At 68.7% G+C, this 12,325-nt stretch carries 9 protein-coding genes; 6 read left to right on the top strand and 3 right to left on the bottom strand.

The annotated features are described in order from the left end of the window. A complete protein-coding gene (locus PV764_RS05740) occupies positions 1-1,113 on the bottom strand; it encodes an HDOD domain-containing protein (protein WP_019183426.1) in 1,113 nt (370 codons plus the stop codon). Between the two features lie 288 nt (positions 1,114-1,401). Between PV764_RS05740 and PV764_RS05745 the strand changes: the two genes are divergently transcribed. Beyond that, positions 1,402-2,499: a Glu/Leu/Phe/Val dehydrogenase dimerization domain-containing protein gene (locus tag PV764_RS05745; RefSeq protein ID WP_026069816.1), complete on the top strand. Its 1,098-nt coding sequence runs from the start codon at positions 1,402-1,404 to the stop codon at positions 2,497-2,499. A gap of 77 nt (positions 2,500-2,576) precedes the next feature. On the opposite strand, the gene PV764_RS05750 is transcribed toward PV764_RS05745, so the two are convergent. Beyond that, positions 2,577-5,519 (bottom strand): autotransporter serine protease, encoded by a 2,943-nt coding sequence (locus tag PV764_RS05750; RefSeq protein ID WP_284128905.1) that lies wholly within the window; start codon positions 5,517-5,519, stop codon positions 2,577-2,579. Positions 5,520-5,696: 177 nt separating this feature from the next. Here PV764_RS05750 and PV764_RS05755 point away from each other — a divergent pair, with 177 nt between their 5' ends. The 3 genes from PV764_RS05755 (at position 5,697) to PV764_RS05765 (ending at position 7,895) form a co-directional block, all read left to right on the top strand. Beyond that, positions 5,697-6,872: a thiolase family protein gene (locus PV764_RS05755; RefSeq protein WP_019183429.1), complete on the top strand. Its 1,176-nt coding sequence runs from the start codon at positions 5,697-5,699 to the stop codon at positions 6,870-6,872. A 124-nt stretch (positions 6,873-6,996) separates the two neighbouring features. Continuing rightward, positions 6,997-7,338: a hypothetical protein gene (locus PV764_RS05760; RefSeq protein ID WP_019183430.1), complete on the top strand. Its 342-nt coding sequence runs from the start codon at positions 6,997-6,999 to the stop codon at positions 7,336-7,338. Between the two features lie 152 nt (positions 7,339-7,490). Further along, positions 7,491-7,895, top strand: coding sequence for a hypothetical protein (locus PV764_RS05765; RefSeq protein ID WP_070425654.1), 405 nt, complete (start codon positions 7,491-7,493; stop codon positions 7,893-7,895). 74 nt (positions 7,896-7,969) lie between these two features. Here the strand turns inward: PV764_RS05765 and PV764_RS05770 are convergent, their stop codons facing one another. Further along, entirely contained in the window at positions 7,970-9,601 is a 1,632-nt protein-coding gene (locus PV764_RS05770; RefSeq protein WP_421116291.1) for an isovaleryl-CoA dehydrogenase, read from the bottom strand. A 109-nt stretch (positions 9,602-9,710) separates the two neighbouring features. Between PV764_RS05770 and PV764_RS05775 the strand changes: the two genes are divergently transcribed. Beyond that, a complete protein-coding gene (locus PV764_RS05775) occupies positions 9,711-10,718 on the top strand; it encodes a ligase-associated DNA damage response exonuclease (RefSeq protein ID WP_421116292.1) in 1,008 nt (335 codons plus the stop codon). Beyond that, a complete protein-coding gene (locus PV764_RS05780) occupies positions 10,715-12,319 on the top strand; it encodes an ATP-dependent DNA ligase (protein WP_421116293.1) in 1,605 nt (534 codons plus the stop codon). The genes PV764_RS05775 and PV764_RS05780 overlap by 4 nt, the downstream gene beginning before the upstream one ends. Positions 12,320-12,325: the final 6 nt, after the last annotated feature.

Raw genomic sequence — 12,325 nt, forward strand, 5'->3', positions numbered from 1 at the left:
TCAGCCCGCCCGGGCCACGTCGTACTCGGCCTCGTCACTGTCCACGGTCTCCACCGCCCGGCCGTGGACCCGCCGCCAGATCCACTGCAGCGCGTGCGGCGGCGTGTCGTCCAGCTGTTCCAGCAGGGCCAGCGCCTGGGCCTGGCCGATCTGGCCGTGGCGGCACAGCAGGCTGGCCGCGGCCGCCGCGCGCGCCAGGCGCAGGCTGGCCGCCAGCCCACTGCCGCTCTGGCGGATCAAGGCATCGTGCACGGCCTTGGGCAGCTCCCACGCGGCGGCGATCCGGCTGGCCACCGGCAGGGTCCAGCTGTCCAGCAGTTCGGCCGCCAGCGCGCGCGGCGGCACCGCCACGCCCTGCTCGGCGCAGGCATCGAGCAGGTGCCGCATCACCAGCGCCGCCCCCAGGCCCTGGGTCAGACCAAGCCACTGCGCGGCGAAGCCATCTTCATGGGTCACCGTGCGTGCGTGATCAGCGGCGGCGCGCGATGCCAGCAGCGCGTGCTCCCAGATCACCGCGCTGAACTGCGGAAAGGCATCGCACTGCAGCTGCATCACCGGCTGCACCAGCACCGCGCTGATGATCTGGCGGATGCCATCGGTCCCTACCAGGGTGACGGCCCGCTGCAGCGTTTCCACCGGCCGTGTCTGTACCCGGTAGACCGGGCTGTTGGCGATGCGCAGCAGGTTGCCGGTCAGCACCGGGTCCTGGCTGATGATCCCGGCCATCGCGCGCGCCGAGGCATCGCTGTCGTTGACGGTCTGGATCAGCTGCGGCAGCAGTTGTGGGCGGCGAGGCAGGTGGCGGGCCGACCAGTCCCGCGCCAGCAGCGAGGCGGTGACCGCATCGCGCAGCTCAAGCGCGTGCGGGGCCGCTGCATCGGCAGCATCGCCACTGCGGGGCACCAGCGCCAGCGTGTGCAGCCCGGCCTGCAGCACCGCCACGGGGTCGGTGCCTGGCGGAACGCTGCCTGCGGGCAACGCTTCGCACGCCTGCGTGGCGGCTGCGCGCCCCGTCGCGGGTACCGGCGCGACACGCCGCTGGCGGAGCAGCGCGACCCCACCCAGCAGCACCAGCACCGCAGCCCCCACCCAGATCGCGACGCTCATGCCCATCGCCCCGGATGCACCGGGTCCCGCACCTGCCCTGTTGCGACTGCGCCCACGTGATCCTTCCTGCGATGACCGGCCATCCACACCGTTGCCACGGCATCGGCCTGCGCTTCAGCAACTTTAATGACGGCGCGAAGGGAGATCCCCTGACAGCACCCTCCATCGGAATGGACTAGAATGGCGCCGCGCGACCCGTCCGAGACCCGACGACGTCGCTTTTTTTGTTTTACAACCCACCTTTTGCTGGCGCGTTCGCCGCTGTTCGCCACCGTTCGCACCATCGGAGCCACCATGTTATTTGAAACCCTCGAAACCACCGGTCACGAACAAGTGGTGTTCTGCCACAGCCGCGATGCCGGTCTGAGGGCGATCATCGCCATCCACAACACCACCCTGGGCCCGGCCCTGGGCGGCGTGCGCATGCGTCCCTACGCCAGCACCGACGAGGCCCTGGCCGATGCGCTGCGCCTGAGCCGCACCATGACCTACAAGAACGCCCTGGCCGGGCTCAACGTGGGCGGCGGTAAGGCGGTGATCATCGGCGATCCGAAGCGGGACAAGAGCGAAGTGCTGTTCCGCGCGTTCGGCCGCTATGTCGATTCGCTGGGCGGCCGCTACATCACCGCCGAGGACGTGGGCACCGATGTCAACGACATGGAGAACATCTACCTGGAAAGCGAGTACGTCACCGGCGTGCACCAGGTACATGGCGGCTCCGGCGACCCGGCCCCGTTCACCGCCTATGGCGCGCTGCAGGCGCTGATGGCGGCGATGCAGCACAAGCTGGGCCATGAGGAAGTGGGCAAGGCCAGCATCGCGGTGCAGGGCCTGGGGCACATCGGCATGGAACTGGTGAAGCTGCTGCGCGACCGTGGTGCCAAGTTGTACGTCAGCGACCTGGACAGCGCGCGCGTGGATCGCGCCGTCACCGAGTACGGTGCCGAAGCGGTCAAGCCGGAGGACATCTACGACGTCAACGCCGACATCTTCGCGCCGTGCGCGCTCGAAGGCGCGATCAATCCGGACACGTTGCCGCGCCTGAAGTGCAGGATCGTCTGCGGCACGGCCAACAACCAGCTCTCCAGCCTGGAAGTGGGTGATGAACTGCATGCCCGCGGCATCCTCTATGCACCGGATTACGCGGTCAACGCCGGTGGCGTGATGAACGTTTCGCTGGAGATCGACGGCTACAACCGTGAGCGCGCGATGCGCCTGATCCGCAGCATCTACCACAACCTCGGCCGCATCTTCGCGCTGTCGCAGAGCGAGGGCATCGCCCCGCAGCGCGCCGCCGACCAGATCGCCGAGTCGCGCATCCTCTCCATCGGCAAGCTGAAAATGCCGCTGGGGCGCAGCACGCCGCGGCGGGGCACGCTGCGCGGAAACTGAGCCGGCGTGAAAAACGAAGAGGGCGCGATCATCGATCGCGCCCTCTTTTTTCATACACGTCGCAGTGAGACCGGCCGTCAGAACCCGGCCGAGTAGCGCAGCTGCACCTGGCGCAGATCGCCGCGCGGGCCGAAGCGCTGGTCATAGCCGAACGCCAGGCGACTGCTGCGGCTCAGCCACGACTCCACCGAGAGCCCGAACAAGCCGCCCGAGCGCGCCGGCTGCAGGCCTGCCAACGGTGCCCAGGCCTCCACGCCGACGAAGCTCGCCTGCGGATCCAGCCCGGTGCTGGACAGCAGTTGCTGCCACTCGGCGTAACCGCGCAGCGACCAGCTGCCCCAGCGCGTCTCCGCCCGCAGGCCGGCCAGCGCCTGGCTGCGGCTGGCAACGTTGCCTTCGGCGCGCAGGCCGAAGCCAAAGCCGCCGTCCTCGCTGAAGCTGTCGCTGTCCACGCGGGCGTATTCCGCGCCCAGGTAGGGCGTCAGCCCCGCCACCGCCGAGCCGAAGCGGTAGCCGGACTCCATGCTGGCGGTGCTGAAGTGGCCGCCGTAACGCGCGTTGACGCCGTACTGCCCAGCGCCCAGCAGCAGTTGCCGGTCGATGTTGCGGGTGAACTGACCGACCCCGACCTGGCCGATGGCATAGCCGTTGCCGACATTCCAGCCGGCATATACCTGCGCCTGCGACTGACGATCGCGGCCACGGTCACCGCCCCAGTCACGACTGCTGTTGCTGCGCGTCTCGCCGAAGGCGACGCCCATCATGCCGCTGCTGCCCAGGGCCAGATCCTGACCCATCATCCAGCCTTGGGTCTGCGCCCCCGTGCCGGCGAAGCTGCCCTGCCCCGCCTCGCCCAGCGCGCTGTGCCATGCGCCGCGCAGACGGGGCGTGGCCATCGCTGCATCCAGACGCGCCGACAGACCGCGACGGTTCATGTCGATCGCATCGAACGTCATCGCAGCGGCCAGCCCGTGCGCCTTGCCGGACAAGCTGTCCAGCGTCTGGCTCAACGCCTGGTCGGTGGGCGTCTGTTGGATCGCCCCCGCCGCTGCAGTCAGGTCGGGATCCAGCACGATCGCGGTCGAGGGTGCCGACGGCTGCAGGCGCGCATCGAGCGCCTGGAACGCCGCTTCCACACGTGCGGCCGAGGCCAGTGTGCCGACATCGGATGTGCGGGCCGCCGCAGCAGTGGTGACCGACGTAGGCTCCACGTCCAGATACACGCGGTTGGGGTCGTAGTGCACGGTCGCCTGCAGCAGTGGCAACGTGGCCGCATTGAAGCCCAGCGAGGAAAACTGTCCGTTGACGCCCCCGTCGGCCACCAGCACCTCATGCTCCCGCCGTGCGACGTAGCCCTCCGCCAACCCATAGACGAACAGTCCGCCATCCAGCGTCGCCCGGCCGCCGATGTGGAGCGGATCGGTGCCCAGCAACATCCAGAACTCACCCGTCGCGCTCTGGATGAAGTTGCCGTTGAGGGTGCTGTTGGCGTGGTCGCGGTTGAACAGGATGCCGTTGTTGTACAGATCGCCGTTGTACTGCGTGGCGATCCGCGGGTTCGCGTTGGAGTTGATCTGCATGACGCCGTTGTTGGTGATCGTCCCGTTGGTGATCACATCCCAGGCGTAAAGATAGGAGTCGGCGTCCACCACGATGTCGGATTGATACAGGTCGTTGATGGCTACGGTCGCGCCGCCGGTGATGCGCAGTTGCCCGGCATTGCGGTTTTCCCCGCCGAGCGTCATGCCCGGATCATCGATCCCGTCGACCACGTTGCCACCGCCGTCAACGACCACCCCGCCCGCGCCCGACAGGCCTCCCCACCAGACGGTGTAGGCGGTGCCGAGCGCCGCATGGAAGTCGCCCCAGTCCAGCCGACCCGGCCCGCGCACGGCGCGACCCACGTTGAGCAGGCCATGCCCGAAGACCGCATCGGTACCGACCGCGCCCAGATCGGTCGCGGTGCCCAGCAATACCTGCCGGACCTGGTCCGTGGTCAACGTCGGGAAAGCTTCCCAGACCAGCGCGGCGGCCCCGGAGACCAGCGGCGCCGCGTAAGAGGTGCCAGACCCGTACAGCAACGGACCGCCAGGGTTCTTGGGATCGAGGAAGACGGCCGTGCCCGGCGCGGCCAGGCAGTAATTGGCTGCCACACCACAGGCATTGGCGTAGGACGCGAGGGTATCGGGCTTGTTGGTGTCCACGGCGGTCACCGCAAGCCACCCGCGCTCCAGATCCGCCGCCGGCCGGGTATTGCCCGGGCCCGGCTGGCTGGGCAGCGCGGCCATGCTGGACGGATTGGCGCGGCTCTCGTTGCCGGTCGCGAACACCACCAGACCGTTGTGGCCGACGATGAACGGGCGATACTCCGCGGCGATGGGTGCGGTGGCGGCCGTGTTGGTCCAATACAGCCCGCCCCACGAATTGTTCATGATCCGCACACCGTCGGTGATCAGATCCTGGTGGACGCCGGCCAGACCGAGCGCGCCGGTCACTTCGTTGCCATTGCCCGTGCCATCGTCGGCAGGCCGCTTGTCGGCGATGATCCGGGCCGAGACGATCAGCGCCTCCGGCGCGACGCCGCCCGGCCAGGCGCCGAACGCGCGTCCCGCCGCCAGCGAGGCCACCGTCGTGCCATGGCCGACCACGTCATCGATGTTGAGATTGTTGACCAGCGGATCGATGTAGGCGCGGCTGGACACCACCCGCCCGGACACCGCCGGATTGGTGCGGCTCACGCCGGAATCGACAACGCCGATGCGGATGCCCTTGCCGGTGAACTGCGCATCGCGCGCATTGATCACCGTCAGGTGTGCATCGACGGCCGGAGGCGGAGGCGTTACCGGTGGCGTTACCGGCGGCGTTGTGGGGGGCGTCGTTGGCGGCGGCGACGGGGGCGTGGTCGGGGGCGGCGACGGCTCCAGATCCCCCCGGACATTGCTGCCCCCACCTCCGCAGGCACTCAGTGCCAATGCCAATGCCGCGGCCAAGGCCGACCTGCCGATCACAACCTGCTTCATCCCTGTTCCCCTAGTGAATGGACCTTCCCCACCTGCCTGCCCCCCCGGGCAGACACCGGCAGTCAATGCCGACCCTCTATACTGGGCCGACCCCCACGCAGTCTGCCGGGAAATGCGTCGGCTTCCAACGCCCGCGTTCCCATTCCGCTCTTAGCTCACGCACCAAAGAGATTGCACATGTCCAACATCGTCATCGCCGCCGCCAAGCGCACCGCCATCGGCTCCTTCCTGGGCCAGTTCAACGGCGTGCCCTCCCCGACCCTGGGCTCCACCGTGATCGCTGCGGCCCTGGAGCAGTCCGGAGTACCGGCCGCGGATGTTTCCGAAGTGATCATGGGCTGCGTGCTGCCGGCCAACCTCGGCCAGGCGCCGGCCCGCCAGGCCGCGATCGCCGCCGGGATTCCGGTGTCCACCGGCGCCACCACCCTGAACAAGGTGTGCGGTTCGGGCATGAAGGCCATCATGCTGGGGCATGACCTGATCAAGGCCGGCTCGGCCAGCATCGTGGTCGCCGGCGGCATGGAATCGATGTCCAACGCCCCGCACATGATCCCCAACTCGCGCACCGGCAACCGCTTCGGCAACTTCCAGGCCGTGGATCATATGGCCCACGACGGCCTGGTCAATGCGTACGACGGCAAGGCCATGGGCGAGTTCGCCGAATGCACCGTGGAGAAGTACCAGGTCAGCCGCGAGGACCAGGATGCCTTCGCGATTGAATCGGTCCGCCGCGCGCAGGCCGCGCAGGCCAACGGCGCCTTCGATGGCGAAATCGTCGCGGTCAAGGTCAGCACCCGCAAGGGCGAGGTCGAGTACGCGCAGGACGAGCAGCCCGGCCGCTCGGACATCGCCAAGATTCCGACCCTGCGCCCGGCCTTCAAGAAAGACGGCACGGTGACCGCCGCCAGCTCCTCGAGCATCTCCGACGGCGCCGCTGCCGTGGTGCTGCTCTCCGAGGACGATGCCGCCGCCCGCGGCCTGCAGCCGCTGGCGCGCATCGTCGGCCACGCCACCCACTCGCAGGCGCCGGAGTGGTTCACCACCGCGCCGATCGGTGCGATCCAGAAGCTGATGGACAAGACCGGCTGGACGCTGGACCAGGTGGACCTGTTCGAGATCAACGAAGCCTTCGCCGTAGTTGCGATGGCGCCGATCCGCGAGCTGGGCATCCCGCACGACAAGGTCAATGTCAATGGCGGGGCCTGCGCATTGGGCCATCCCATCGGTGCCTCGGGCGCACGCTTGGTGGTCACGCTGGTGAACGCATTGCGCACGCGTGGGGCCAAGCGCGGAATTGCTACCCTGTGCATCGGCGGCGGCGAAGCGACCGCCATCGCTATCGAATTGATTTGATTTGGTTTAACGCGCATTTCTCAAAACTGAATGCGCGATCGCTTGACAGCCAATCGTGGCTTGTCATCATGTTGCCGGGCGCGCAATAGCGCGTTGCCTAATCTAACGACGAGGATTCACAACAATGAGCATCAACAAGCTGCTGATCGCAATGGCCCTGGGCCTGGCTCTGACCGCCTGCTCGAAGCAGGAGCAGGCTGCTGACGCCGCCGCTTCGGCCAACGAAGCCGCCGCTGACGCCCAGGCCGCTGCTGACCAGGCCGCTGCTGCTGGCGCCCCGGCTGCTGACGCTGCCCAGGCTGCTGCTGACACCGCCACCACCGCTGCTGACGCTTCGGCTGATGCCGCTGCCCAGGCTGCTGGCGCTGCCACCGACGCTGCTGCTGAGCAGGCCAAGGACGCTGCCAAGACTGCGGAAAACACCGCTGAGCAGGCCAAGGACGCTGCTGAAGAAGCCAAGAAGTAATCACTTCTTTCTTCAAGCAAGTCTGAAGAAGCCGCTGGTTCGCCAGCGGCTTTTTCTTTGGGCGCGTTTTGGTGGCCGGGCCGCCACCCACCGGTTCTTCACAGGCGCATGAATAGGCTGGCCTCCCATCCATCGCCGTTCTGGAGCGCCACATGAAGATCCGTCCGCTGACCACCTCCCTGCTGGCCGCTTCCCTGCTGCTCGGCCTGGCCGCCTGCAAGGGCCCGGAAGCCGAACAGGCGCGCCGTGATGCCGCCCAGGCCGCCGACAGCACCAACGCTGCCGCCCGCGAAGCAGTCGACAAGGCCGCTGCGGCGACCCGCAGTGCCGCCGACGATGCCGCCGCCGCCTCCGAGCGCGCTGCCGCCGATACCCAGCAGGCACTCGACCGAGCTGCCGCCGCCACCTCCGAAGCCGCCGGCGAAGCCAAGGTCGCGGCCAAGGATGCCGCGGCCCACGCGAGCGATTCCACCGCCGATGCCGCGCAGAAGGTCGCCGACAAGGCGCGCGACGTGGCCGATGATGCCAAGAAGAACGCCAACGAAGCCAAGCGCTGAGTCGGCGTTACGCACCGCCACAGCGTGGTGACCAACGCCCCCTCTCCGGAGGGGGCGTTTTCATTGGCGGCCGCTTACGGCAGAGCGCGGCCCAGCACGGCCGCGAAGTCCACATCGGCCGGCAGCGTGCCGAAGGCCATCCCATGCTCGGCCCCCAGCCGTGAGCGGATGAAGGCGGACGCGTTCGGGCTCTGCGCACGCAGCAGCACCGCGGCCTGCAACAACAGCGCCAGGCGCTCGGTGACCCGGCGTGCCTGCGCCTGCTCTGGTGGCACCGCCAACTGCGCCCGCAGTGCCCGCAACGCGGCGTCATAGAGGGCATCGGTCCCGGCCACCGCGTCCAGCTCAACCTGCAGCGCCTGCAGTACCTGCGGCTCGCGCGACAGCGCACGCAGCACGTCCAGGCACTGGATGTTGCCGCTGCCTTCCCAGATCGAATTCAATGGCGCCTGCCGGTACAACCGCGGCAGCATCGACTCCTCCACATAGCCCGCGCCGCCCAGGCATTCCTGCGCTTCGTTGACGAACACGGCAGCCCGCTTGCACACCCAGTACTTGCCCACCGCCGTGGCGATGCGCGCGAAGGCCGCCTGCTGCGGATCGCCTCCGGCCTGGTCGACCGCACGCGCCACGCGCATGGCGAACACGGTGGCCGCTTCGGATTCGATCGCCAGGTCGGCCAGCACATTGGCCATCAGCGGATGCTCGCTCAACCGCGTGCCGAAACTGCTGCGGTGCCGGGTGTGGTGCAGTGCCTGCGCCAGTGCCATGCGCATCTCCGCCGCGGCACCAAGCATGCAGTCCAGCCGCGTCATCATCACCATGCCGATGATGGTGGCCACCCCACGCCCTTCCTCGCCCACGCGCTGCGCCCAGGCCCCGCACAGTTCCACCTCGCTGGAGGCGTTGGACCAGTCGCCAAGCTTGTCCTTCAGGCGCATCAGACGGAACGCGTTGCGGTTGCCGTCGGCCAGGCGCCGCGGCATCAGGAAACAGCTCAGCCCACCCGGTGCCTGCGCGAGCACCAGGAAGCCATCGGACATCGGCGCGGAGAAGAACCACTTGTGCCCGATCAGCGCATGGCTGCCATCGGCCTGCGGCTCGGCGCGCGTGGTGTTGCTGCGCACATCAGAACCGCCCTGCTTCTCGGTCATGCCCATGCCCAGGGTGATCCCGGCCTTGTCGGCAATCGGGACGTCACGCGGGTCGTAGTGCGGTGCCGCCGCCTTGTCCGCCCATTCGGCGAGCGCCGGCGCCTGGCGCAGCACCGCGACCGCCGCATGGGTCATCGTCAACGGACAGCTGGTGCCCGCCTCGGCCTGGTGATGCAGGTAGCTCAAGGCAGCGCGCGCGACATGCGCGCCGGGGCGGCCGTCGTGCCAGGACAGCCCCGCCACGCCATGCGTCTTGGCCGTGCTCATCAACTCGTGGTACGCCGGATGGAACTCGACGGTATCGATGCGATGGCCCTGCGCGTCGTGCGTGCGCAGACGCGGGCGGTCGCGGTTGGCATCGAAGCCGAGCCGGTACAGCGCATCGCCGGCGAGGCCGCCGTAGCGCGCCAGCGGGCTCACGAAAATGCCACCTCCCTCGCGCTGGACGGCATCGGCCAGTGCACTGTCGTCGGCCCAGAGGTTCCGGCCTCCGAAGGGTGGCGGCTGGTTGCTCACCTCGTGCGTCTCGAACGCGGGCCAGGCAGACGTCATCAGGGCGACCTCCTTGCAGACAGATGCACCGATTCTGCCGCATCCCCGTGCAGGCCGCCGTTCATGCGGATTCTCACCTCCTGCACGAGCGCGGCGGCACAGTGCAGGCATGAACGCCAATGCCGACAACGACGACCTGGTGGTGCTGCGCCCGGAGGGGCTGTACTGCCCGGCCGGTGACTTCCATATCGACCCGTGGCGGCCGGTGCCGCGCGCGGTGATCACGCATGGCCACGGCGACCATGCGCGCAACGGCATGGGTCACTATCACTGCACCACGCAGACCCTGCCGATCCTGCGTTGGCGGCTGGGCGATGTGGACTGCACCGCGCACGCCTATGGTGAACGCTTCACCCTTGGCGACACCGAGGTCTCCCTGCACTCGGCCGGGCATGTGCTCGGCTCGGCGCAGGTGCGGATCGCGCATGCGGGCCGGGTGTGGGTGGCCTCGGGCGACTACAAGCGCCAGCACGATCCGAGCTGCGCGCCGTTCGAGGTGGTGCCGTGCGATACCTTCATCACCGAAGCAACCTTCGGCCTGCCAGTGTATCGCTGGCCGGACACCGCACAGGTCGCCGCGGACATCGTGGCCTGGCGGCGGGAGTGCGAAGCGCGTGGCGAGGCAGCCGTGCTGCTGTGCTACGCACTCGGCAAGGCGCAGCGGATCCTCGCCGAACTGCTGCCGCTGGAAACCCAACCGGCGTTGCTGCATGGGGCGATCGCCACCGGCGTGGCGGTCTATCGCGAGGCGGGAATCCCGATGCTGGCCACCGAACCGGTCAGCGAGCAGGAACGCGGGGCGGCGTTCGCCGGCAAGTTGATCCTGGCGCCGCCCTCGGCGGCGGGCAGCGCGTGGATGCGCCGTTTCAAGCGCGCGCAGCTGGGCTTTGCCTCCGGATGGATGCGCGTGCGCGGCAACCGTCGCCGGCGCAATTACGATCGCGGTTTCGTCGTCTCCGATCACGCCGATTGGCCTGACCTGCTGCGCACCATCGCCGAGACCGGTGCGCGCCGCGTCATCGCCACCCACGGCAACACCGACGCGCTGATCCGCTTCCTGCGCGAGCGTGGCGTCGCCGCCGAGGCCTTCGCCACCGGCTACGGGGACGAAGAATGAAACGCTTTGCCGCGCTCTACAGCGAGCTGGACCGCAGCACCGCGACCGGCGACAAACGCGCCGCGCTGGTGCGCTACTTCCAGCAGGCCCCTGCGCACGACGCCGCATGGGCCCTGTTCCTGCTGGCCGGCGGCAAGGTCACCAGCGCGCGCCAGAAGATCGCCGGCAACGCCGAGCTGCGTGCGTGGGTGGCCGAGTTGTCCGATACGCCCGCCTGGCTGGTCGACGACAGCTATGACCAGGTTGGCGATCTGGCCGAGACGCTGACCCTGCTCATGAATGATCCGGCGCAGGCCGGCGCGGATATCGGGCTGGCCGACTGGATCGAGCAGAAGCTGCTGCCGGTGGCCAATCAGCCCGAGCCGGTGCGTCATGCCGCCGTCACCGGGGCGTGGCAACAGCTCGCCTTCGATGAGCGGCTGGTGTTCAACAAGCTGCTGACCGGCGCGCTGCGGGTGGGCGTGTCACAGCGGCTGGTGCAGCAGGCGCTGGCCGAATGGTCGGGCATCGACATCGCACGCATTGCCCAGCGCATGCTCGGCAGCTGGGTGCCCGCGCCGGGCCTGCTGGCTGCCTTGTTGTCCCCCGAAGAGCGCCCCGAGGATCGCCAGCAGCCCTACCCGTTCTTCCTGGCATCGCCGTTGGAGGCGGGGGTCGACACGCTGGGCCCGATCGACGACTGGCTGCTGGAATGGAAGTGGGATGGCATCCGCCTGCAGGTGCTGCGCCGCCAGGGTGAGGTCGCGCTGTGGTCGCGTGGCGAGGAGCGGCTGGACGGTCGCTTCCCCGAGATCGAGGCGGCAGCGATGGCGTTGCCCGATGGCTGCGTGATCGATGGCGAGCTGCTGGCCTGGGCGGACGGCGACGATCTGCCGCTGCCCTTCACCGCCCTGCAGACCCGCATCCAGCGACTCAAGCCCGGCCCGAAGACACTGCGCGATACGCCGGTGCGCGTGCTTGCCTACGATCTGCTCGAGCTGGGCGGTGAAGACCTGCGCGCCCTGCCCCTCTCGCAACGGCGGGCGCGCCTGGCCGAGGTACTGGCCACGCTGGACGACCCGCGCCTGCGGCTGTCACCGGCGCTCAGCGTGGCGGACTGGCACGCGGCGGCACTGCAGCGCGACCTGGCCCGCGAGCGTGGCGTGGAAGGGCTGATGCTCAAGCGCGCCGAGTCGGTTTACCAGGCCGGGCGCCGGCGCGGCGACTGGTGGAAGTGGAAGATCGCGCCGCTGACCATCGATGCGGTGATGATCTATGCCCAGTCCGGCCATGGCCGCCGCAGTACGCTGTACACTGATTACACCTTCGGCGTGTGGGATGGCCAGACGCTGGTGCCGGTAGCCAAGGCGTACTCGGGCCTGGATGACAAGGAAATCCTCGCGCTGGACCGCTGGATCCGCGCGAACACGATCGAGCGCTTCGGGCCGGTCCGCAGCGTTCGTGGCGAGCAGGTGTTCGAGCTCGGCTTCGAGGCGGTGAACCGCAGCAAGCGCCACAAGTCCGGCATCGCCGTGCGCTTTCCGCGGATCCTGCGCTGGCGGCATGACAAACCGGCCAGCGAAGCGGACACGCTGGCCCAGCTGCAGGCACTGGCGCGGTGACGCGAC

The sequence above is a fragment of the Stenotrophomonas sp. AS1 genome, assembly GCF_048957655.1.
In the GTDB taxonomy this organism is placed as follows: Bacteria; Pseudomonadota; Gammaproteobacteria; order Xanthomonadales; family Xanthomonadaceae; genus Stenotrophomonas; species Stenotrophomonas bentonitica_A.